This is a genomic window from Arthrobacter sp. TS-15 (assembly GCF_006964045.1).
Taxonomy (GTDB): Bacteria; Actinomycetota; Actinomycetes; order Actinomycetales; family Micrococcaceae; genus Arthrobacter.
The window spans coordinates 1-21,351 of the sequence record NZ_SDXQ01000014.1 but is presented as its reverse complement, the minus strand read 5'-3'; the positions used below and the strand labels follow the sequence as shown (position 1 = coordinate 21,351).

General features: G+C 63.2%; 22 protein-coding genes. 13 read left to right on the top strand and 9 right to left on the bottom strand.

The features are described 5' to 3' along the window. Positions 1-2: 2 nt before the first annotated feature. On the bottom strand, positions 3-944 hold the full coding sequence (locus EU811_RS05635) for a GlxA family transcriptional regulator (protein WP_187697083.1): 942 nt from the start codon (positions 942-944) through the stop codon (positions 3-5). Between the two features lie 128 nt (positions 945-1,072). Between EU811_RS05635 and EU811_RS05630 the strand changes: the two genes are divergently transcribed. Further along, the gene (locus EU811_RS05630) at positions 1,073-1,711 is read left to right on the top strand and encodes an isochorismatase family protein (protein WP_142937511.1); all 639 of its coding nucleotides are present in this window, start codon (positions 1,073-1,075) and stop codon (positions 1,709-1,711) included. Positions 1,712-1,760: 49 nt separating this feature from the next. On the opposite strand, the gene EU811_RS05625 is transcribed toward EU811_RS05630, so the two are convergent. Next, a complete protein-coding gene (locus tag EU811_RS05625; RefSeq protein ID WP_142937510.1) occupies positions 1,761-3,191 on the bottom strand; it encodes an MFS transporter in 1,431 nt (476 codons plus the stop codon). Between the two features lie 78 nt (positions 3,192-3,269). Between EU811_RS05625 and EU811_RS05620 the strand changes: the two genes are divergently transcribed. Then, positions 3,270-4,499, top strand: coding sequence for a GAF domain-containing sensor histidine kinase (locus EU811_RS05620; protein ID WP_142937509.1), 1,230 nt, complete (start codon positions 3,270-3,272; stop codon positions 4,497-4,499). A gap of 1 nt (position 4,500) precedes the next feature. On the opposite strand, the gene EU811_RS05615 is transcribed toward EU811_RS05620, so the two are convergent. Beyond that, complete coding sequence (locus EU811_RS05615) at positions 4,501-5,913, bottom strand: serine/threonine-protein kinase (protein ID WP_142937508.1); 1,413 nt, start codon at positions 5,911-5,913, stop codon at positions 4,501-4,503. Between the two features lie 424 nt (positions 5,914-6,337). Between EU811_RS05615 and EU811_RS05610 the strand changes: the two genes are divergently transcribed. After that, complete coding sequence (locus tag EU811_RS05610) at positions 6,338-6,931, top strand: histidine phosphatase family protein (RefSeq protein ID WP_142937617.1); 594 nt, start codon at positions 6,338-6,340, stop codon at positions 6,929-6,931. 71 nt (positions 6,932-7,002) lie between these two features. Here EU811_RS05610 and EU811_RS05605 read toward each other — a convergent pair whose 3' ends face one another. The 4 genes from EU811_RS05605 to EU811_RS05590 all read right to left on the bottom strand — a co-directional run bounded on the left by EU811_RS05605 (position 7,003) and on the right by EU811_RS05590 (position 9,975). Then, positions 7,003-7,287: a hypothetical protein gene (locus tag EU811_RS05605; RefSeq protein WP_142937507.1), complete on the bottom strand. Its 285-nt coding sequence runs from the start codon at positions 7,285-7,287 to the stop codon at positions 7,003-7,005. 225 nt (positions 7,288-7,512) lie between these two features. Further along, the gene (locus EU811_RS05600) at positions 7,513-7,743 is read right to left on the bottom strand and encodes a DUF6458 family protein (protein ID WP_043470828.1); all 231 of its coding nucleotides are present in this window, start codon (positions 7,741-7,743) and stop codon (positions 7,513-7,515) included. Positions 7,744-7,860: 117 nt separating this feature from the next. Next, positions 7,861-8,757 (bottom strand): SDR family oxidoreductase, encoded by an 897-nt coding sequence (locus tag EU811_RS05595; protein WP_142937506.1) that lies wholly within the window; start codon positions 8,755-8,757, stop codon positions 7,861-7,863. A 144-nt stretch (positions 8,758-8,901) separates the two neighbouring features. Next, positions 8,902-9,975: an NAD(P)-dependent alcohol dehydrogenase gene (locus EU811_RS05590; protein WP_142937505.1), complete on the bottom strand. Its 1,074-nt coding sequence runs from the start codon at positions 9,973-9,975 to the stop codon at positions 8,902-8,904. A gap of 162 nt (positions 9,976-10,137) precedes the next feature. Between EU811_RS05590 and EU811_RS05585 the strand changes: the two genes are divergently transcribed. Continuing rightward, on the top strand, positions 10,138-10,830 hold the full coding sequence (locus EU811_RS05585) for a TetR/AcrR family transcriptional regulator (protein ID WP_142937504.1): 693 nt from the start codon (positions 10,138-10,140) through the stop codon (positions 10,828-10,830). 99 nt (positions 10,831-10,929) lie between these two features. Next, positions 10,930-12,789 carry a glycoside hydrolase family 15 protein gene (locus EU811_RS05580; protein WP_142937503.1) on the top strand — a complete coding sequence of 620 codons (1,860 nt, stop codon included), beginning with the start codon at positions 10,930-10,932 and terminating at the stop codon, positions 12,787-12,789. Here EU811_RS05580 and EU811_RS05575 read toward each other — a convergent pair. Further along, positions 12,758-12,967, bottom strand: a complete 210-nt coding sequence (locus EU811_RS05575) for a hypothetical protein (protein WP_142937502.1) — start codon at positions 12,965-12,967, stop codon at positions 12,758-12,760. The genes EU811_RS05580 and EU811_RS05575 overlap by 32 nt on opposite strands. Before the next feature lie 291 nt (positions 12,968-13,258). Between EU811_RS05575 and EU811_RS05570 the strand changes: the two genes are divergently transcribed. The 6 genes from EU811_RS05570 to EU811_RS05545 are packed head-to-tail and all read left to right on the top strand — an operon-like array spanning position 13,259 to position 19,133. Beyond that, positions 13,259-14,611, top strand: a complete 1,353-nt coding sequence (locus EU811_RS05570) for an MFS transporter (protein ID WP_142937501.1) — start codon at positions 13,259-13,261, stop codon at positions 14,609-14,611. Next, entirely contained in the window at positions 14,611-15,618 is a 1,008-nt protein-coding gene (locus EU811_RS05565; RefSeq protein ID WP_142937500.1) for a C-terminal binding protein, read from the top strand. Before EU811_RS05570 ends, EU811_RS05565 begins: the two co-directional genes overlap by 1 nt. After that, the gene (locus tag EU811_RS05560) at positions 15,615-16,700 is read left to right on the top strand and encodes a zinc-dependent alcohol dehydrogenase (RefSeq protein ID WP_142937499.1); all 1,086 of its coding nucleotides are present in this window, start codon (positions 15,615-15,617) and stop codon (positions 16,698-16,700) included. The genes EU811_RS05565 and EU811_RS05560 overlap by 4 nt, the downstream gene beginning before the upstream one ends. Then, the gene (locus tag EU811_RS05555; RefSeq protein ID WP_142937498.1) at positions 16,697-17,500 is read left to right on the top strand and encodes an SDR family oxidoreductase; all 804 of its coding nucleotides are present in this window, start codon (positions 16,697-16,699) and stop codon (positions 17,498-17,500) included. The genes EU811_RS05560 and EU811_RS05555 overlap by 4 nt, the downstream gene beginning before the upstream one ends. Further along, a complete protein-coding gene (locus tag EU811_RS05550; protein WP_142937497.1) occupies positions 17,497-18,171 on the top strand; it encodes a bifunctional 4-hydroxy-2-oxoglutarate aldolase/2-dehydro-3-deoxy-phosphogluconate aldolase in 675 nt (224 codons plus the stop codon). The genes EU811_RS05555 and EU811_RS05550 overlap by 4 nt, the downstream gene beginning before the upstream one ends. Beyond that, positions 18,168-19,133, top strand: a complete 966-nt coding sequence (locus EU811_RS05545; RefSeq protein WP_142937496.1) for a sugar kinase — start codon at positions 18,168-18,170, stop codon at positions 19,131-19,133. The genes EU811_RS05550 and EU811_RS05545 overlap by 4 nt, the downstream gene beginning before the upstream one ends. A 35-nt stretch (positions 19,134-19,168) precedes the next feature. On the opposite strand, the gene EU811_RS05540 is transcribed toward EU811_RS05545, so the two are convergent. After that, a complete protein-coding gene (locus tag EU811_RS05540) occupies positions 19,169-19,939 on the bottom strand; it encodes an IclR family transcriptional regulator (RefSeq protein WP_142937495.1) in 771 nt (256 codons plus the stop codon). A 337-nt stretch (positions 19,940-20,276) separates the two neighbouring features. Here EU811_RS05540 and EU811_RS05535 point away from each other — a divergent pair, with 337 nt between their 5' ends. Next, on the top strand, positions 20,277-20,900 hold the full coding sequence (locus tag EU811_RS05535; RefSeq protein WP_142937494.1) for a hypothetical protein: 624 nt from the start codon (positions 20,277-20,279) through the stop codon (positions 20,898-20,900). A gap of 162 nt (positions 20,901-21,062) precedes the next feature. Beyond that, the coding region (locus tag EU811_RS24090; RefSeq protein ID WP_238703309.1) for a hypothetical protein at positions 21,063-21,351 on the top strand (289 nt) is incomplete at its 3' end.

The window sequence follows — 21,351 nt, the reverse complement described above, 5'->3', positions numbered from 1 at the left end:
CGTCAGGCGGTGAAGCGGCGTCTGTAGTCCGTGGGCGAGGTGGAGAAGGTGCCGGCAAAGTTTTGCCGGAGGGTCACTGCGCTGCCGAAGCCGCAGTCGGCCGCAACCTGATCGATGGACAAGTTGGTGGTTTCCAGGAGTCGGCGGGCAGCATCAAGCCGGCGACTACGTATCCAGGCAGACGGCGTCGTCCCGGTTGAGGCACGGAAGGCGCGCACAAAGGTTCGCCGGCTCATGTGGGCTTGGGCCGCGAGCCGGTCAATACTGAGGGGTTCAGCCAGTCGCCCCATGGCCCATTCAAGCAGCCTTGCCATGGGGTCGCCTTCGGCTCGCGGCGGAAGGGGGTGCTCGATGTACTGGGCCTGCCCGCTCTCGCGGTGCGGAGCGATGACCAGGCTTCGCGCCACCTGGTTTGCTGCCGCAGACCCCAAGCGGCCCCTCACCACATGCAGGCAGGCATCGAGCCCGGAGGCCGTACCGGCAGAGGTGAGGACGTCGCCGTGATCAATGTAGAGCACTGTTTGGTCGAGGGACACCTCGGGGTGCCGGACAGCGAGGGAATCAAACGCTTGCCAGTGCGTGACGGCAGAACGGCCATTCAGAAGGCCGGCATCTGCAACGGGGATGGCTCCCAGGCACAACCCCACAATGGTTGCACCCCTGGCGTGGGCTTGTCGGAGGATCTTACTGAAAGCCTCGCCGGGCTCGCGCTCGTCGTCGAACCACGAGGGCACCACCACGACGTCGGCCCGTTCCGCCGTCGAGGGTCCCTGAACCTCCCCCAGCGTGTACCCCTCAGCGGTTTGGACGGGGCCCGCCCGGTGGGAGAACAGGGCGGTGGTCCACTCGGCCAAACCCTGGCGTGACACTTCGCCGAACACCATTTGCGGCACGGCCAGGTGAAACATCGTGATGCCGTCGAAGGCATATACCGCGATCCTCACACCGTGCTCCCTAATCCTTTGGCCCGAATCAATCGTATATAGGCATACGTGCCACTGGTGCCTAAAGGGACTCGGCCCAAAGATGAGAAGGGACATCCAAACACAAGCAACCACCTACGGAGAACACCATGAGCACAATCCGCCGCGCCCTGATCCTTGTAGACGTCCAGCAGCAGTACTTCAGCGGGCCACTGGAAATTCGGTACCCGCACCACCAGGAGTCGCTGCCCATGATGACCCAGGCGATCGATGCTGCAACCGCCGCAGGCATTCCCATCGCAGCGATCCAGCACAGCGAAGGTGAAGGCGCGCCCGTTTTCGCCCCGGGATCTGCTGAATACGAGCTACACCCTGAGGTGGAAGCCCGCAGGACCGGTTTCTGGAAGAACGTCGTCAAGCGTTACGGTTCGGTGTACGCCGGCACCGATGTTGCTGCCTGGCTCCGCGAGCACGACGTCGACACCGTCACCTTGGTGGGTTACATGACCAACAACTGCATCCTGGCCTCGGCCGTCGAGGCAGAATTCCTTGGTTTTGCCACCGAAGTCCTCTCAGATGCAACCGGTGCCATCAACCTCAGCAATGAGGCAGGAACCGCTGACGCGAAGACCGTGCACACCACCTTGATGGCGTTACTCAACTCCAACTGGGCTGCGGTTGCCTCAACCCAAGCATGGGTCAAGGCGGTCCAAGGCGGGCAGGCCCTGGAGAAGAGTGACCTGGGCACTTCTGCCATGGCAGGAGCCGCAGTACGCGCAGCCTCCTGATCAGCCCCGTCAAAGCGGGCGCCCTCGCTTGAGGGGCGCCCGGGCACCCCTAATGCGAGGACGGCGTTTCCGAGCTTTCACTCTCCCGTTCTTCCGTTGCCGTCTGCGTCTTGGAGGTTTGCGCATAGGAGGCAGACACGCGGCGGTAGACGGGAGTGAGGAAAGCGATCAGCGCCACCACGATCATGATGATGCCGGCGGCCAGGAACACCAGGGCGATGCCGCGGGAGATCCCCTCGCCCAGCAGCGGTGCGAGGTTGGCAGATCCCTCCGCGGACCGGGCGTACGGGATGATCCAGAATTGGGCGATCGGGGCAATGAGGAAGGCAGTGATGGGCGCCGCAGCGGACTCGAATGCCATGGCGAAGCCAAACACCCTGCCCTGCCGGGGAAGTGGCACCACGCTTTGGATGACGGTCTGCTCGGCGGCTTCCACCACGGGAACCAGCGCCATGTAGAGCCAGATTCCTACGATGTAGAGCCAGGCCCACTCGCGGAAGGTGAACAAGGCGCCGATGAATCCCATGAGCACCACGGCAATGAGCATGGTCCGCAGGGGGTTGGACCCCAGGCCTAATTTGCCGACCAGTGCGCCGCCCACAATGAAGCCTGTGGCACCGATGGCAGAGACGACTCCCCACATTTCAACGGAGAACATTTCCAGGCCATAAGGGTCCATCAACGCCATGTAGACGCCGCCGATGAAGTTGTTGAACGTGGAGAAGAGAATCAGCGCGAAGAGCCCGGAGATTGCCATGACGGCAGCCCACGCCCCCCGGAGGTCGAAGCCGCCTTGCGCATCGGAGGCCGCCGCCTTCACCTCCTCCGGCAGACGCAGGGTGAGCAAGTGCGCGAAGGCCAAGGCGGTCAGCACCAGGGCGACAACTACGGTCCAACCCATGCCCAGCAACCCCACCGATAGCCCGGAGAGGACCGAGGTGACAATGAACATGAGCCCTTGCACCATGCCCACCAGCCCGTTGGCGTTGGCCCGCCGATCCGGTTCGATCAGGATGGTGACGGTGGTGGATAGGGCAATGTTCCGCATGTTTTCCACCACTGCACCGATCAGGATGATCATGGTGAAGATCCAGAACCATGGCTGCGTCAGGTCCAGGAGCGCCTGCTCCGGTGTCAGCAGGAACATGACGCCTGAGAGGACGAACATCCCCATGGTGAAGGCTGCGGCGAAACGCATCACGGCAAGCTTCCGGTAACGGTCCACGAACGTTCCGAAGCTGATGCTGGAGAGGGCGATCAGCAGCATGTACGCACCGCCGATCACTCCGGTGGCAATGACGTTGCGTGTCTCCAAGTACACCCAGAACGTCAGGGCGAACCACAAGTAGCTGGTGGTGATATTTGCCAGGGCAGTGTTCACCAGGATCCCGGTGAAAGTACGGGATCTTTCCGCGGGGGTACGTAGGGAGAGATCGATGCTGTCAGTAGACGCGGCGGAGGCCGGTTCCTGCTCGGTCATGCGTCCCAGTAAACCACCGCCGCCAGCGTCCCGGTAGTATCGGCAGGGAATCCTAATGACGCTTGGGGGAGTAATAATATGACGGAAGTTCAGGGCCAGCTTTCCTTCACTGATGACATCAGCCGGGACCTGGAACTACAGGAGTATGGCTTGGACCCGGCCTTGGATTCAGTACTGCTTCCCAATGCTGCCGTCATGAGCGCCCTGCAGAACCTGGTGCGGCTCGCCACGGAGCTGTGCGGCGCTCCCTTTGGCGTGGTCAACATCATCAGCGCGGAGTACCAGCACCAGATTGGCGCCTGGGGCGTGGACCCGGGCGTCTGCTCCCGTGAGGACTCCATGTGCGCCAAGGTGTTCCTCTCCCGTGAGAGGACAGTGGTGGCCGATGCCTCAAAGGATCCGCGCTTCGCGGACAATCCCTTTGTTACCGGTGAACTCGGAAAAGTCCGCTTCTATACTTCGGTCCCCCTGCAGACAGAATCCGGATTCGTCCCTGGAACCTTATGCGTCTTCTCGGATAAGACAAAAGAACTGCGCCCCGAACAGGTGAGCATGCTGGAGGTCTTGGCAAAGCAGGTGGTGGAGTTGTTGGAACTTCAGCACCGCACCACCCAGCTGGACCGGACCTATGCCGAGTTGAAGGACAGCAATGCCAAGCTCGCCGAGTTTGCCGGACGCGTCAGCCATGATCTCCGCATTCCCCTCACCACCATCCTGGGCTATGTGGAACTGGTGGAGGACGACCCCGATGTAGAACCGAACAGCACGGCTGCGCGTTACCTGGACCGCATCGGCTCCAGCGGACGACGGATGCTGGGCATGCTGGAGGATGTTCTGAGCTATTCCCGGGTGGGCGGCGCAGTCCAGCCCACCCACGTTTCCCTGCGCCAAGTGACCGAAGAAGTTGCCCGCGACCTGGGCATCGAGAATCACGGGATTGTGGAGGTGGAGGATTTGGCCCTCCATGCCGACCATGGACAACTCCGGACGCTGCTGCAGAACCTGCTCTCCAATGCCATGAACTACCGCAGTCCTGATCGCGATCTCCGCGTCCGGATCAACGGGGTTTCCAATTATCATGGCGCCACGATCTTCGTGGCGGACAACGGCAAGGGCATCGAGCCCGGAGATCGCGCCAAAGCCCTGGAGCCCTTGGTGCGTCTGCGGCGGGAAGGCGACGGCCCAGGTTCCGGACTTGGTCTGGCCACGTGCAGCAGCATCGCCAAAGCACATGGGGGCGAGCTCACGTTGACCGAAACTCCCGGCGGCGGAACAACCGTGGCGGTCAGCTTTCCCGCAGGTCTTTAGGCTACTTACCCTCGCCGGGTCCTTTGGCCTTTTCAGACTTTTTCTCGCTCTTTCCGTTGCTCTTTTCCTTGGCAATGTCCGGGCCCGGTACCGCTGCGGGCGCGGGCGCCGGCGCTTGCACTGGCGCAGGATTCTGGGCGGGCTCCTGAAGATTGACGACGTCAGCGGGCTGGACGTCAGCACTTCCGGCGTCGCCGCTACCGGCGTCGGCAGGCTGGGCATCAGCAGGCGATGGCGCAACAGGGATGGCGGGCACCACCGGCGCAGCTGGCTGCGGCTCCGCCTGCGAAACGCCTGTGTCCGAAGGCTGGGAGGGATCGGCAGTGTTGCTTGCGGGCGCGAAACCCTGAGAGAGAATCAGCAGGGCCAGCGGAATGGTCACCGCTGCCGCGGCCACGCCACGGACGGTCTTGGGTCGCCGTTTGCTGAAGTCCCTAATGCCGGTAACTGTGGCCTGCTTCCGGGTGACTGCCCGCAGAGGCGGCCGGCTCGGAACCTGCGGCAGCACGGCGGTCCTTCGCCCGGCCTGTATCCCTTCCTCGGCGAGCGCCTGCTCCACGTGCTGCGCAGTGGGGCGCTTCCCCGGATCCATGTCTGTCATTGCTTCGAGCAACTCCCGCAGCGGAGCCGGCAATTCCAACGGAACCTGCGGTGCCCGGTGGAGGCGCGCTGATGCTGTCTCAATGGGGGTGCCCGGGTACTCGGCCCTGCCGGTGAGGCATTCGAGCAGTACCAAGCCCAGCGAGTAGATGTCGCTCGCGGGAGTCAGGCCCAGGCCTTGAGCCTGCTCGGGGCTAAGGTACTGGGCGGTCCCCACGGTGAAGCCGGTTGCGGTGAGCCTGTTGTCGTTCATGACCAGAGCGACGCCAAAGTCTGCCAGCTTGACGGTCTGCGCCAGGCCGTCGTGGTCGGATACCAAAATATTGGCCGGCTTGATGTCGCGGTGGATAACGCCGTGTTGATGGACCTGGGAGAGTGCCCCGGCCAGCCGGATGCCGATCCGCGCGGTCTCGGGAACGGTCAGCGGCCCGTCAGTGAGCACGGCGCGCAAATCCCTGCCCTCAGCAAGTTCCATCACCAGATAGGCACGTTCTTCGTCATTGCGCGTGTCGACTCCGGCGTCGAAGGCAGCCACCAGCCCCGGGTGGTCGAAGGCGGCCAGGAGCCGCATTTCGTTTTCCTGGCGGGCCCGGAACGATTCGTCGCCGGAACCGGGCAGGAAAATTTTGATGGCCACGTCGCGGCCGAGCAGCAGGTCCGTCGCCTGGTACACGGCTGACATGGCGCCTCTGCCCAGAACGGGTCCCAGCTGGTAGCGGCCGTCAAGTGTTTCAGCGGCACCTGCAACGTCTGTTCCTGCAGTTGCGGCTGAGGCGGGGAGATGGGGGTCCACGGCCTCGTAGTTGTTGCCCACGAATGTCACGTCCTTCAGGCCGACCTGGAGCCGCGGACCCAACCACTGTCCTAGCGTCACCACGCAATGCCGTCATTCAAACTTTCACGATGGCCGCGCGGCCGTCTGCTTCAGCCACGTGCGGCCCAGGCAAACAGCCCACACAGCATCATCCGGTTTACCAGATAAGTAATCAGGATACTGATTAAGCAGCCGGATGGGTAATGCTAAGACGCAATTGCCCGGCTATGGCGCGATCCGGAGCCGGTCCACCGCCACCCGGGACTCAGCATGGACCTGGGTGAATCCGGCGGAGATCGGGCCGGGCGGCACTAACCGCAGCAGAACGCCCGACGGCGACCTCCCGCCGTCGGGCGCTTCCTCACGTGACGTAACGTCCCTACGTGACGGAGGAAACTGCGGAGCGGCGCGCCTGCAGGGCACAATGGAAAGCATGACCCTCACAACTTTCGCCCTCGTCCGCCACGGCCAAACCGACTGGAACGCGGAGCGCAGGTTGCAGGGGGCCACTGACATCCCGCTCAACGACGTCGGCCGCGGACAGGCGCGCGACGCCGTCGACTTCCTCTCAGACCAGGCATGGGACACCGTAGTGTCCTCGCCACTGAGCCGTGCCGCCGAAACTGCCCGGATCATCGCCGACGGCCTGGGACTCAAAGTTGCCCGGCTGGTTCCGGAGCTCACCGAGCGCAGTTTCGGTCCCGCCGAAGGACTCCAGGCAGGGCCCGAGCTGGAGGCATTGCGCATCCCGGGCGGCTTCCGTGGAGGCGAAACAGACCAGGCCGCTGCTGACCGCGGCATTGCCGCCTTGGAATCACTAGCTGAAGAATTCGCCGGCAAACGCGTCCTGGTGGTTGCACACGGCACCCTGATTCGGCTGACCTTGAGCCAAGCGATCGGCCGCACCCTGAGCAGCGTGCAGAACGCTGTGCTCAACCTGGCCCACCACCATGTGACCGACGGCTGGCAGCTGGAGTACTTCAACGGCCAGCGCGTCACGGCCGACGTCCAGCCCTAAGCCGTCAACCCCAGCCGGGACCCCCGTATACCAGTCGCTGCATCGGGGACCAAGACGCAGGCTTGAAGCAGCTATCGAGCGTCGAGCCGGGCCCTCAGTTGCTCCGTGTAGTCCGAATAGGCGGCAGCAATCTCTTCCAGGTCAACGGTCTGCGGGAAATCGATCACGGGTTGATGTTCGGCCAGATACGTCGTGGTTTCTTCAACAACACGCTGCTCCTCAAAGACGTCCAGGCCCGCCTCAGCCAGGAAATCCGGGTTGGTGTGGACCAGGGACTCCCCGGTTTGGCCTTCCGAGGCCCACCGCACCAAGTACTCGTTGTGATTGACCAGTTCAATGTCGAATGACTTCTCCATGGCAGCAGCCTACGCCGCTAGGGAGATGGCGCTGACATACCCCGCATCGGCTTGGCTATCTGAATTCGGCTCCGGCCAAGATGGTCTCCGAACGGCTTGACCACAGGCGCACCCTGAACTGTCGCCGCCGGGCCCTCCGGGCGACTGGCCCTTCGGGTCCGGACGCACAACAGCGCACGACGGCGGCCTCCCGCCGTCGTGCGCTTCTTCGATAAGTTGCGGCTGCTAGACCTCGGGGCGCCGCTCGACAACCGTGTGGGGATCGCCGCGGCGTTCAACAACAGTGCGGCGGGTCCTGTTGGACATGGCGATGGAGATGATGAGGCCGATGATGCCGACCCCGATCAAAATGTAGCCGACCAGGACTTGGTCGAGGAAGGGGATGATTCCGGGGGCGAGCGCGAAAGCCAGAATAGCTCCGATGGCAATCAGTGCAATGGAAGAACCAATTCTCATAACGTGCTCCTCATATTGTTTTGGCGCAGTCAGGGCCTGCGTCAAATCTGTGTCATCAGGATACTTACGAACAAGAGCTCCGGCCAGTCATCGCCACGCCGCGTTCATCGGCGTTAATTAATGACCGTAGCGTTCCGCCACCCTGCCGATTGCATCCTCGGGAGTCGGCGCTGGACCAAATACCTGCTCCTGGCGGCTGATGTCCGCAACGTACCTGCCGGTCTCGAACCACGCCACCATGCTTGCCATATCGCCCACCAACGGCAGGACTTTCGCGGTCACTTTACCGAGTCCCGCTATGGCCCCGGCGGGTACGGACATCACCTTGATCTGCTTTCCCGCCCGACGGCCAGCCAGCTCCGCCGCTTCATGAATACTCACCGGCCGGCTCCACCCGATGTCAATCCGCTCACCCTCAACAACGTCCGCGTCCACCGCCTCCGCAAGGTACGCGGCGACGTCACTGGCCAGGACGAAAGTGAGCCGGGCATCCTTGGAACCGAGCCACACGAAGCGGCCCTTCGCGAAGGGATCCCCGCCCATCCCCACCGCTTGGTCGAAGAACGCGCCGGGCCTGAGGGTCACAAAGGGAACACCGAGATCTTCGAAAGTGTCCTCGGCCTTCTTCTTGTTCCAGAAATGGGGAATCTGGGGAGTCTGGTCGCACGTGACGATGCTGATGAGCACGAAGCGCGGCACCCGGGCGTGCTTCGCCGCGACAGCCAGGTTGTTGTTGCCGAAAGTGTCGATCGCTGTGGCGTTCTTGTCATTGCGCGTATAGCCGGCCGCCGTCGAGATCGCCGCCGAAACACCGGTCATCGCAGTGATCAAGGAGGCGGTGTCCAGCATATCCCCGCGGGCAATCTCAACACCCTTGGCAACAAGCTTGGCCGCATTGGACTTCGGTCTCACCAAAGCGCGGACTTTCTTGCCACGCTTGAGAAGCTCGTCCACCACTTGGCCACCCAGGAAACCCGTGGCACCAACAACAAGGACAGGTAGGTCTTCGGCCACGGCTTCTCCTCAAGGGTTTGTTCCTAGGGTCAGTGGTAGCACGCGACGGGAGCTCCGGGCTAGGGCATGTTCAGCCGAGCACATTGCCCTCGCCTGCGTGGCTTACCCTGCGTGGCTTACCCTGCGTGGCTTACCCTGCGTGGCTTAGATGGTGATGACCACCTTCCCGCGGGCTTTACCGGCGTCGAAATAACGCATGGCCTCGGGGACCTGCGCCAGCGGAAACGTTCGGTCTATTGCAGGAGTGATGGTTCCTGCGTCCAAGAGCTCCGCAAGGTGTTCCAGATCCCCAGCCGTCTGGGTTCCCACTATCATGGTGAGCCGCTGCTTGATGAACGGGGAGAGTGCCACTGCCCGCAATTGGCGATCCATGCTCCCCGTCCACGAGCCGCCTTCCTCACCACCGGTGATCACAGCAGTACCGGCAGGGGTGAGCGACCGCCGAAGTCGGGCAACGGACGGGTTGCCTGCGATGTCGATGATGACGTCGTAGCGTTCCGCGCCATCAGCAAAATCCTCCGTGGTGTAGTCGATGACGTGGTCTGCGCCGAGGGTTCGGACCAAGTCCAGCTTGGCGGTGCTGGCAACGCCGGTGACCCGGGCGCCTGCAGCCTTGGCGAGCTGCACCGCGTAGCTGCCCACGCCTCCGGAGGCGCCGGTGATCAGTACGCTGAGCTCCCTGGATGCCGCCGCCTTTTCCTTTGGCATCGGGGCCTTCATCGGATCAATACCGCCGGCGCGCAGCGCAATCAGGGCAGTGCAGGCTGAAACCGGCACCGCAGCGGCCTGCTCGAAGCTAATACCCGAGGGCTTGTGCGCAAGATGATTTTCACCGGCAGCGGCGTACTCAGCGAAGGTTCCCTTCCCCGACCCGAAGACATGGTCACCCACAACAAACCGCGTCACTTGTGAACCCACCGCCTCAACGGTACCGGCGAGGTCCAGCCCGGGAACGGGATGCCTCGGAGCGCGGAAACCGTAGACCGGGCGCAGCGCATACGGCAAACCGCTGGTGATGTGCCATGTCCCGCGATCCAACCCGGCGGCCTGAACCTTCACCAGCACTTCATTCTCACCTATGGCGGGGCGCGGGACCTGAGCCTCGCGCAGGACGTCGGCGGAACCGTAACCCTCCTGAACAATGGCCCTCATGAACGGGCCCGGCATGGACCGCCGCTTGTGATGACGTGATTCCTTGGCTTGCTGACCAGTGGTCATGGCCGGACCTCTCAGGGTGTGCGTTGATGGGTTACGGGGTTGTTTCAGCAATTTCGTACGCTGTACCAAAGACGTTACCGTACACTGTACTAAAGGTCTAGGGGTACTAAACGTCTAGAGGTACTAAAGGTTTAGGACCTAGACCACCAGCACCAAACCGCCATGAACCCGTTCCAAGCCGAGGGAGATCCCGTGACCGCAGCAGCCCAGCGCCTCCCCCTGAGCCGGGAACGCGTCCTGGAGTGCGCCGTCGCGCTCGCGGACGAATCCGGGCTCGCTGCGTTGACCATCCGCACGCTTGCTCACAGCATGGGAACCAAACCCATGTCGCTCTACTACTACGTAGCCAACAAGGACGAAATCCTGGACGGAATCGTGGACATGGTCTTCAGCGAAATCGACCTTCCGGCGTCCGACGGCGATTGGCGCGAAGAGATGCAGCGGCGGGCAACGGGAGTGCGAGCGGCACTAAAGCGGCACCCCTGGGCAGTCGGGCTGGTGGAAAGTCGGTCCGCCCCGGGACCGGCCACACTCCGGCACCATGAAGCGACACTCGACACTTTGCGGAGTGCGGGGTTCTCTGTGCAACTAACCGCCCACGCTTATGCCCTGCTGGACAGCTACATCTACGGATTCGCCGTCCAGGAAGCTGCCCTGCCGTTCGAGGGCCGCGACACTGCAGCGGAAATCACCAAACCCATCATGGAGCGCTTCTCCACAGGTGAGTATCCGCGCATGGTGGAGATCGCCGTCGAGCATGTCCTCAAACCCGGATACGACTTTGGCGACGAGTTCATGTTCGGCCTCGACCTCATCCTGGATGGACTCCAACGGTTGAAAGCCGGCACCGAATAAAAGCCATCCCGCAGGACGCGCGAGTCTCATTGGAGGCACTCAGGCGCGCGGGGTACGGTTCGGGCATAGCTGACGACGCCGACTGAGGGAGTTTTGTTCATGGCCAGGATCGAGGACTACGCCATCATCGGGGACCTGAACACGGCTGCCTTGGTGGGGCGCAGCGGCTCCATCGACTGGATGTGCCTGCCGCGCTTCGACTCCCCGGCCTGCTTCGCCGCACTGCTGCATAACCCCGACGCTGGCCGCTGGCTCCTTGCCCCCGCCGGGACACCCGACGGGGGAAACTGCACGCGACGCCAGTACCGCGAAGACACGTTGATCCTGGAAACGGAGTGGGAAGTTGCCGGCGGCTCGGTCCGGGTGATCGATTTCATGCCCGTCCGCGACGACGCCGTGGATCTGGTGCGGATCGTCGAGGGGCTGTCCGGCGAGGTAACCATGAAAATGGAGTTGGTTCTGCGCTTCGACTACGGCCGGGTGGTGCCGTGGGTCCGGCATAGCGAGCACGGCATCAGCGCGGTGGCCGGCCCCGACTCGGCCTACCTCACCACCCCGGTCACCCTGGAGGGCCGGGACAAGCGCACCTACAGCGAATTCACGGTGAAAGCAGGCGACCGCGTTCCCTTCGTGCTGCGATGGGCGCCAAGCCACGAACGGGAGCCCCGACGAATCGATCCCTTCCGTGCCGTTTCCGGAACGGAGAAGTTTTGGCTGGAATGGATTGGACGCAGTGAGATGTCCGGCAAATACAAGGAGCCGGTGGAACGGTCCCTGATCACCCTTAAAGCCCTGACGTACGCACCTACCGGTGGGATTGTGGCCGCCGCAACTACGTCCTTGCCCGAGCAATTGGGCGGGCCGCGGAACTGGGACTACCGTTACTGCTGGCTGCGCGACGCCACGCTGACCTTGCAGTCGCTGCTCGCTGCGGGCTACACGGAGGAAGCCGGCGCGTGGCGGGATTGGCTGCTGCGCGCTATCGCCGGCGACCCTTCAGAGCTTCAGATTGTGTATGGGCTCGACGGCGCCAGGAGACTTCCGGAGGCGGACATTCCCTGGCTCTCCGGTTACGAAGGTTCACAGCCGGTCCGTACCGGAAATGCCGCTGCCCCGCAGCTTCAGTTGGACGTGTGGGGCGAGGTACTGGATGGTCTCTCACTGACCCGGGCTGCTTCTCCTCAGGGCACGGTGGACACGTCATGGGACATCCAGGTGGCGTTGATGGAGTACCTGGAGGGTGCATGGAACCAGCCTGACAACGGGCTGTGGGAGATGCGCGGACCGCGCCGGCACTTCACCCATTCCAAGGTGATGGCCTGGGTGGCTGCGGACCGCATGGTCAAGGCGGTGCGTACATCCGGCTTGCCTGGCCCGGCTGACAGGTGGGCGGCGCTTCGCAGCGAGATCCACGCTGACGTCATGACCAAAGGCTTCGACAAAAAACTCAACACCTTCGTCCAGTCCTACGGAAGTACGGAATTGGACGCGAGCCTGCTCCTCATTCCACGGGTGGGTTTCCTGCCGCACCGGCACCCGCGGGTTGCCGGGACCGTAGATGCCATCCAGAAAGGACTTAGCGATGACGGCTTGGTCCTGCGTTACCGCACCCAGTCCGGGCACGACGGACTCCCGGGTGACGAAGGTGTCTTCCTGGCGTGCTCGTTTTGGTTGGTGGACGCGCTGCTGGGAATCGGCCGCACCGGCGAGGCGACCGAGCTGTTTGAGCGACTACTCAGCCTGCGCAACGATGTGGGCCTGCTCAGCGAGGAGTGGGATCCTCGGACGCAACGGCACCTCGGAAACACACCGCAGGCATTCAGCCACTTCCCGCTGATCCACAGCGCGCTTCAACTCCACCAGGGCGAAGCCCACAGCAGTGACACGCCGCTCCATCAATCCAAACATCCAGAGCGAGCCAGCGGCTCTACCCTTCGGAATGGCCCTCGCCTTCGGTGACAGACGTTCCGTCCTTATGGCTGGCTTCCTCCAAGTGAAGGTCCAGCTTGCGTTCGGCTTCGCGGCGACGCTGGCCGACGGTCCGCATCTGCTGCGTTGTAGGATCTCCCCGTTCTTCTGACGCCACACTGTATGTTGCTACGCCCTCGGCGGGCTGCACATTCTCTTGTTCGCCCATATGACTATGGTCCCATCCTTGGGTGGCCAGAGATAGCTTGATGCCGGCGTTGTGAGGCCCGCTCTGCGCACTTAAGTGGGTTCTTAGGGTGCAGAGCGGGCCTCACAACCTTCGCCCGGAAGTGGGCCCCGCCGTCGGGCCTTTGATAGAAATCGCTTTCACGGATCAGGAACATAAGCTACATTTATCTCCAGCGGTTTTCGGGATGCCATCCCTATAATCGGAATCAAGAAATCCGCATCCCTACTCACACGGCTACTACCTCTAGCCATCACTCGCTTGGAGACAAGATTGACTGAGAACAGCGTTGTTCAGAATGCCCGCCGGCCAGGTACCGGCACCCCATCCGAGGTGAAGAACGTCCGCCGCGCCGCATGGGCCGGACTGATCGGAACTGCCTTGGAGCAGTACGACTTCGTGATCTACGGAACCGCCTCCGCGATCATCTTCAACACGATCTTCTTCCCCAACGTAGAGCCCGCAATCGGCATCCTCGCAGCGTTCGGAGCCTACGCCGTGGGCTTCGGCGCGCGGCCCCTGGGTGGACTCTTCTTCTCCAAATACGGCGACAAGTTGGGCCGCAAGTGGGTGCTGGTGGCCACCCTTTTCCTCATGGGCATCGCCACTTTCGCCATCGGGCTTCTTCCCACATACCAGCAAGCCGGGCTCTGGGCACCAGCGCTGCTGGTTGCCTGCAGGTTCCTTCAAGGCTTCGGCGCCGGTGCTGAGCAGGCCGGCGGCGTGGTCCTGATTGCGGAAACCGCTCCCAAGGGCACGCGCGGCAAGTACGCCTCACTCGTCTTCGTAGGGGCCGCGGCCGGCACGGCGCTTGGAGCTGTGGTGTGGATTCTGGTCCAAATGATGCCCAAGGAAGCCCTGGAGTCCTACGGATGGCGACTGGTCTTCTTCTCCTCCATTTTCGTGACGATCGCCGCCTACGTCATCCGCCGAAAGCTCAAAGAGTCCCCGGTCTTCCAGGAACTTCAGGAAGAAGGCGCTATCGGCAAGAAGGACACCCCGGTGGCAGATGTGGTCAAGAACGGCCGCAAGAACCTTTTCCGCGTGTTCTTCATGAACGTCGGCGCCAACGCCCACTCCTACCTGTTCCAGGTGTTCCTGGGTTCCTACCTCATCAGCCAACTCAAGATCGACGCGACGTTCATACCGAAGGTCCTGCTGGTGGGCGCCCTGTTCGCGTGCGTGTCCGCTTACGTTTTTGGCAACCTCTCGGACAGATTCGGTCGTCGGTCCACGTACTTGGTGGTCACCACGTTCCTCTTCATCTTCCCCGTCCCGGCCTTCCTGCTGATCAATACCGGCAACCTGTTCCTGATTTCGCTGGTCATCGTCCTGGGCTTCATCTTTGCCGCCCAGGGATCCGTAGGCGTCCAATCCGCATACTTCCCTGAGCTCTTCGGCGCACGCTACCGCTACGCCGGCGTGGCACTTGGCCGTGAGTTCTCCTCCGTTTTCGGCGGCGGCATAGCCCCGCTGATCTGTTCCGCATTGGTTACTGCCTTTAGCGGATCCTGGGTCCCGGTTGCCATCTACATGATGGCCATCATGGGGATCAGCCTGTTCACAACCATCAAATCCCCGGAGACGGTCGACCGCGACCTTCTCCTTGAAGAGGACGCCAAGTAATGCCGCAACCCACCACCCCCACTCATCCCACCAAAATAGTCATCACCGACTGTGATCATGATTCGATCGAGATTGAGCGTGCTGTCGCCCGGGCTGCCGGCGTTGAGCTGGTGTTGGCTCAGTGCCGGACCGAGGACGAGGTCATCCATGCTGCTGCCGGCGCGGACGCGATCGTTGTGCAGTACGCGCCTATCACCGCCAAGGTTTTGGACGCGTTGCCGGGCCTGAAAGCGATAGGCCGTTACGGCGTCGGGGTTGACACGCTCGACGTCGCAGCGGCCACTGCGCGCGGCGTCGCCGTCTGTAACGTTCCCGACTACGGCACCGAAGACGTCAGCGATCACGCGATCGCGTTGGCTGTGAGCCTGGCCCGCGGGATTACGCAGTTGGACCGTGGCGTGCGCCGCGGCGATTATTCGCTGGGACCGGTTCAGCCGTTGCACCGGATCAGTGAGCGCGTGTTCGGGGTGGTGGGTTTGGGCCTGATTGGTGCAGCCACGGGCCGGAAAGCAAAGGGACTTGGTTACCAGGTCATTGGTTCGGATCCGCTGCTGGCTCCCGGGGATGTCACGGAGGACGGGATCACTGTGGTGAGCTTCGAGGAACTCATTGCCGGTGCTGATGTGATCTCCCTCCATGTGCCGCTCAACCAGCACACCCATCACCTGATCAACGGTGACGTCCTGGACCGGGTGAAGCCGGGCGCTGTGCTCGTCAACACTTGCCGCGGCGGAGTGGTGGATACCGAGGCCGTGGCAGCAGCCCTCGCGGACGGTCGTCTGCACGCTGCCGGCCTGGACGTCTTCGAAGTCGAACCCTTGCCCAGGACCAGTCCGTTGCTCGAGCTGGACAACGCGGTCCTCACGCCCCATGCGGCTTGGTACAGCGAGGAATCCTACGCGGAACTCAAGCGACGCACGGTGGAGAATGTGGTGGAGGTGTGCGCCGGCCGCACACCGCGGAACATCCTTAACATTGAGGTGTTGATGGGGAGCGTGTCCGCATGAGCATCGAAACTGCAGCTGAAACCACGTCACTGACCATGGGCGCAGCCGTCTGGACCGGTCCGGACACCATCGCATACCGGACCATTCCGCTCCCCGAGGTGCCGGAAGGTTGGGCATTGGTCCGGTCAGAGCTCACTGGTATTTGCGGGACGGACTTTTCCATCCTTCATGGCAGCCACCCCCGGGCCGAAGCGCCGGTGGTGATGGGTCATGAGATCACGGGGATCGTGGAGGTCGCAGCCCCGGGGGGTCCGGCAGTGGGAACACGGGTGATCGTGGAGCCGCTGATTCATTGCGGGAACTGCCACCCGTGCCGCCAGGGTGACACGCATGTGTGCCGGAGCCTGAAGCTGTACGGGATTGACGTCGCCGGGTCCTTGGCAGAGTACGTTGCTTTGCCGGCGGAAACACTCATCCCCATTAACTCCGGGGTTCCGGTCCAGGAAGCTGCGTTGGCTGAGCCCCTGGCGGTGGCGGTGCATGCGGTGTCCCGGTCCGGGCTTCGCGGCGGGGAACGGGTGGTGGTGTTCGGCGCCGGTCCCATCGGCATCCTCACCGCCTTGGTCGCCCGGCATGAAGGGGCCGGCAGCGTGCTGATTTCCGAGCCCTCGGAAGAGCGCCGCAAGGTGGCCGAGGAGCTGGGCTTTGACACCGTCCCTACCGGCTCCGACCCCGTGGCAGCCGTTCTGGACGCTACGGGTGGGGACGGCGCGGACATTGTGTTCGATTCCGCAGCCCACCCCTCCGTGGCGGCACTGTTGCCTAAAGCTGTCCGGGTGCTGGGCACCATCGTCTTGGTGGGTGTGTACAAGAAACCCGTCGAGGTGGACCTGCAAGCCCTGACCTTTGCAGAGAACACGGTGGTGGGTGTCCGCGTCTACACGCGGGCGGACGTCGAACGCGCCGTGGAACTGATCGAGGGCGGCAATCTCGGGCTCGGACGCATCCCCGTGGAGGTCTTCCCCCTCGATCAAACGCTGGCCGCGTTGACCAAAGCCATGACCGCCGGGGCGGTCCTCAAAGTATTCGTGGGCCCCGCCACCGCCACGGCGGCAGCGGCCCCCGGCAAGGAAGAAGCATGAAAGACACAACGGGAACTGACACCGGCACCACTGAGACCGTGGCGCTGCGGGCGCCTTTTGACCTGACCGGCTCGACGGCGGCCATCACCGGAGCTTCCCGCGGCATCGGCTTGGGCATCGGATTGGGATTGGTCCGGGCGGGCGCGAACATTGTCGCGCTCCAACGCGGCCCGCTCGCCCCGGAACTGGCAGCAGCCGCGGCAGAAGCCGGCGTGAGGGCCGAGGCCGTGGCCATCGACCTGTCCAGCCAGGACTCCGTCACCCATGGCATCGAAACGACGCTGGGCAGGCACCGGATCGACATCCTGGTCAACAACGCCGGCACGCAGATCCGCCATGATTCCGTGGAGTTCCCGTTGGAAGACTTCGACGCGGTCATGAACATCAATACCCGGGCCGTGTTCCAGCTTTGCCAAGGCTTCGGCAAGCCCATGGTCGAACGCGGGCACGGCAAAATCATCAACCTCGCATCCCTGCTGTCCTTCCAGGGCGGCTTACGGGTCCCGGCCTACGCAGCATCCAAGGGAGCGGTAGCCCAACTGACCAAAGCCCTCTGCAACGAATGGGCCCCGCACGGGGTGAACGTCAACGCCGTCGCGCCCGGTTACATCGCCACGGACATGAACGAGGCACTCTTGGCCGACACCGTGCGGAACGAACAAATCTCCACCAGGATCCCGGCAGCCCGCTGGGGAACAGGGAACGACCTCGCCGGCGCGGTGGTGTTCCTGGCCTCCCCGGCCGCGGACTACATCCACGGCATCGTCCTGCCCGTGGACGGCGGGTGGCTGGCCCGATGAACAACTCTCACAGCCCGGCACGCCCGGGCCCCTCGGCGATCCTGACAGCCCATCCTGTGGTGGCCGTCATGCGGGCACACCACGCCCGCGAGTACGCCCCCGTGATCGAGGCGCTGATCCGCGGCGGGCTCCGGTCCTTTGAGCTGACACTGAGCACCGAGGGCGTGTTCGCCGAACTGCCCCGGCTTAAGGAACGCTTCGGTACGGACGCCGAAATCGGCGTCGGCACCATCACCACCGTGGACCACGCCAGGCAGGCCCTCGAGGTAGGTGCGGACTACCTTGTCACCCCCGCAACGGTCACCGCAGTGGTGAGCGCCGCCGTCGAACGTAACATTCCGGTGTTCCCGGGTGGCCTGACACCCACCGAACTACTCGCCGGCTGGGAAGCCGGCGCCACCGCCGTGAAGCTCTTCCCCGCCTCCACGGTCGGACCCGGCTACATCAGCCAACTCCGCGGACCCTTCCCACAAATGCGGATCGTTCCCTCCGGCGGCATCGGGATCGAGGACGCGCCGGCCTGGATCGCGGCCGGCGCCCTGGCCGTGAGCCTCGGCGGCCCGCTGCTGCGCGACGCCTTCACCGGCGGGAACCTGACCGAACTCACCGCACGCGCCGAAAAACTCAGCAAGCTCGTGGCTGAGGCCGCGGACGCGAGGACAGCCACATGAGCTGCAGTAACGGGACATACACGGACGTGGTGACCATGGGCGAAACCATGGCCCTCATGAAAGCCGTAACGCCGGGCCCCCTGGCACACGCCGGGTCAATGGGGCTGGGCATGGGCGGGGCCGAAACCAACTTCGCCATCGCCCTGCAACGCCTCGGCGCCAGCGTGACCTGGCTCGGGCGCGTCGGGCAGGACAGCCTCGGAGACCTCGTACTCCGGGAAGTGGCCGCCGAAGGCATCACCACACTCGGCATCCGCGACCCCCACGCCCCCACAGGCCTGATGATCAAGGAACGCCGAACCCAGGAACACCTCAAAGTCTGGTACTACCGCACCGCCAGCGCCGGCTCACGCCTGGCACCGGAAGACGTCCCCGTCGACGCCATCCAAAACGCGAAGCTCCTGCACCTGACCGGCATCACACCCGGCCTCTCCGCAACAGCGCATCAAGCCGCGCTGCACGCAGTAACCGTGGCCCGCGAAGCCGGGGTGACCGTCTCGTTCGACCTGAACTACCGCGCAGCCCTCTGGACAGAAGAGGAAGCCGGGCCGGTCTTCCGGCGCTTCATCGAACAAGCAGATCTTGTTTTCGCCGGCGACGACGAAGCCGAAATCGCAGTAGGGCCCGGAGCGGACTCACTCCAGCTCGCCCACAAAATCGCCGCGTTGGGCCCCCACCAAGTGATCATCAAAAACGGCCCAGCCGGTTGCGTCGGTGTGATCGACCACGCTGAATACCGCCAGGAAGCAGTGCGCATCAACGCTGTGGACACCGTCGGCGCAGGAGACGCCTTCGTAGCCGGCTACATCTCCGACCTCCTAGCCGGAGCCCCCATCCAGGACCGGCTCCACACCGCAGTACGAACAGGCGCCTTCGCCTGTCTCGTCCCCGGCGACTGGGAAGGCATGCCACACCGCCACGAACTCGAACTACTGGACGCCTCAGAACCCGTGAGGCGGTAGCCGCCGTCGGGTCGGAAGGGCTGGGTCTGCCGGGGCTAGATCCAAGCCCTTTCGAATCCGGGAGGAAGGCAACTGGTGAGCTCCGGCTGGAACTTCTGAAGCAACACAACAAGGGACTGGATGCGCTCAGGGGTCATGTGGACGCTGGGGGCCGAGACTGACACGGCGGCAGCCATGACACCGCTCAAATCGGGTATCCCGATGGCCAGGCACGTGATCCCGAGTTCGTTCTCCTGATCATCCATGGCGTAACCATTGTGCTTCGCCCGGTGCAGCGCATCCAGGAAGTCTTCGGCCGTCCTAATGGAAAGCGGCGTGGGAGTGAAGGTGTGGTTAAAAGCCTTGATCGCCTCCGACTCGTCCTTCTCGGCCAGCAGCACCTTGCCCAGTGCAGTGGTTTGAGCCCGTCGGCGGACGCCGGGGTAGGAGGTCATCTCGAACCCGCGGTGACCACGGGCCTTGGCCAGGTACACCACTTCATCCCCGGAGAGTATTCCCAAGTGGGTGGCGTCCAGGGTAATCCGGGCGATGTCGGACAAGATCTGCTGCACGGCCCCTGGCAAGTCGATGCTGGTTTGGGCTTGAGTGCCCAGCTCCAGCAGCTTCACGCCAAGGTGGTAGCTTCGGTCTTCGGTTTGGCTCAGGTACCTTGCTCCAACAAGTGAGGTCAGCATCCTATGGGTGGCCGAGCGACTGAGTCCCGAGGCTTTGGTAATGTCCTCGAGCCGATGGTTGCCTGCCGCTACATGGTCGATCAGGCTGAGTCCGCGTTCAAGCGTGCGAGCTCCTGCGGTGGTGGCTTCCATGCTTCAAATTCTCCCACGCAACAGGCACGGATCCCTATATTTGGGAACCCTGGCGCCCGACGGCGACCTCCCGCCGTCGTAAGCTTTTGCACTGCCTCGGGCCCCGGGCTCTCCGGCGGCGACGGCTCTGCAACTTCTCCAAGGGTGGGATGGAGTCCAGCGCGGTTTGGCACGCGCGGTTGGCAGAAGTCGACTCCTGCGCACGTGCGCGTGCATATTCTTGGCCCGGCTGACGCCGATGAATGAGGCACAGCAATTAGTAAGCATCCTTGCTTTCCTGCAGAGCGTGGTGTTTTCTTGATTAACCCAAATTCAGGGACCCGGCTTAGGAGCTGACATGGCATATGAAAATGACGCAGGATCAAGCACCCCTCAGGGCCGTAGGAACGACGTCGTTGCCGCGGAGAAGGAACGCTTCGGCGGAATCAAGTGGGGTTCGGCATTCTTCGGCTGGTTAACCGCCATCGGGATGACCGTCCTGCTAAGCGCCTTGGCCACGGCCATAGGCGTAGGCGTAGGAGCGGCAAATCCATCCGAGACCCAACAAGCGGCGGAGCAAGCCCGGCAGAACGTTGAAACCCTGGGCATTGTGAGTGGAATCGTGCTGGCGGTCGTCTTGTTTCTTGCTTACTACTGCGGAGGGTACGTCGCTGGCCGGATGGCGCGTTTCGACGGCGTGAAGCAAGGACTCGCCGTGTGGCTTTGGGGCATCATCATCGCCATCATCGTGGCGATTCTCGCAGCGGTGGCTGGGAGCCAGTTCAATATTCTCGGCAATCTTAACGGCGCCCCGCAGATTCCCGTCGACGGAAGCCTCATGACCGCCAGCGGCATCGTTGGACTCGCCATCGCCCTAATCGTCCCTCTCCTCGGCGCGATCGTGGGAGGCGCGGCCGGAATGCGATTCCACCGGAAAGTCGATCAAGCCGGCGTCCACCACCAAACCGGGCTCGTCGGTTAGGCCCAGCGCAAGGATTAGCCCTGCCAAGGATTAGCCGTGCCAAAGATTAGCCCTGCTAAAAGACGCTCGCGCCGGGCGTTGGCATTTGGCAGTTGGGTGGGGTTTTCCACATAGCATCGATTGGGTCTGATGGTGGTGAAGCCTTCGTGACAGGGTTGGGTTATGGAAGGCATTGGGCAGGTCGTGGCGCGGCGGGAAGGTTCCCCCGGCGCCAGTGAGGTGCCTGGAATTGTCTCCCCCGTTTCCTCGGACATGCTTTCCCGGCCATCGGCGCGCAAGCCCCCGACGGCGGCAGGACCCGCCGCTGATCCCTCTTGGAACGCTGGGCTGCTTCTTGGATTCGAATCGTTGCATGGGCTTGGGGAACCGGGGCCGGAAGAAGTACCCGGGTTGCTGCACAAGCAGTCGTCCGGGCGCGGGGAATCCACCCTGACAGAAGAACCAGTGCTTG

Excerpts from the sequence above, each read along its gene's own strand:
- EU811_RS05560 (WP_142937499.1), top strand. The coding sequence starts at position 15,615 with ATGAGCATCGAAACTGCAGCTGAAACCACGTCACTGACCATGGGCGCA.
- EU811_RS05550 (WP_142937497.1), top strand. The coding sequence starts at position 17,497 with ATGAACAACTCTCACAGCCCGGCACGCCCGGGCCCCTCGGCGATCCTG.
- EU811_RS05535 (WP_142937494.1), top strand. The coding sequence starts at position 20,277 with ATGGCATATGAAAATGACGCAGGATCAAGCACCCCTCAGGGCCGTAGG.
- EU811_RS05555 (WP_142937498.1), top strand. The coding sequence starts at position 16,697 with ATGAAAGACACAACGGGAACTGACACCGGCACCACTGAGACCGTGGCG.
- EU811_RS05625 (WP_142937510.1), bottom strand. The coding sequence starts at position 3,191 with ATGACCGAGCAGGAACCGGCCTCCGCCGCGTCTACTGACAGCATCGAT.
- EU811_RS05630 (WP_142937511.1), top strand. The coding sequence starts at position 1,073 with ATGAGCACAATCCGCCGCGCCCTGATCCTTGTAGACGTCCAGCAGCAG.
- EU811_RS05565 (WP_142937500.1), top strand. The coding sequence starts at position 14,611 with ATGCCGCAACCCACCACCCCCACTCATCCCACCAAAATAGTCATCACC.
- EU811_RS05605 (WP_142937507.1), bottom strand. The coding sequence starts at position 7,287 with ATGGAGAAGTCATTCGACATTGAACTGGTCAATCACAACGAGTACTTG.
- EU811_RS05580 (WP_142937503.1), top strand. The coding sequence starts at position 10,930 with ATGGCCAGGATCGAGGACTACGCCATCATCGGGGACCTGAACACGGCT.
- EU811_RS05540 (WP_142937495.1), bottom strand. The coding sequence starts at position 19,939 with ATGGAAGCCACCACCGCAGGAGCTCGCACGCTTGAACGCGGACTCAGC.
- EU811_RS05600 (WP_043470828.1), bottom strand. The coding sequence starts at position 7,743 with ATGAGAATTGGTTCTTCCATTGCACTGATTGCCATCGGAGCTATTCTG.
- EU811_RS05575 (WP_142937502.1), bottom strand. The coding sequence starts at position 12,967 with ATGGGCGAACAAGAGAATGTGCAGCCCGCCGAGGGCGTAGCAACATAC.
- EU811_RS05620 (WP_142937509.1), top strand. The coding sequence starts at position 3,270 with ATGACGGAAGTTCAGGGCCAGCTTTCCTTCACTGATGACATCAGCCGG.
- EU811_RS05590 (WP_142937505.1), bottom strand. The coding sequence starts at position 9,975 with ATGACCACTGGTCAGCAAGCCAAGGAATCACGTCATCACAAGCGGCGG.
- EU811_RS05585 (WP_142937504.1), top strand. The coding sequence starts at position 10,138 with ATGAACCCGTTCCAAGCCGAGGGAGATCCCGTGACCGCAGCAGCCCAG.
- EU811_RS05610 (WP_142937617.1), top strand. The coding sequence starts at position 6,338 with ATGGAAAGCATGACCCTCACAACTTTCGCCCTCGTCCGCCACGGCCAA.
- EU811_RS05545 (WP_142937496.1), top strand. The coding sequence starts at position 18,168 with ATGAGCTGCAGTAACGGGACATACACGGACGTGGTGACCATGGGCGAA.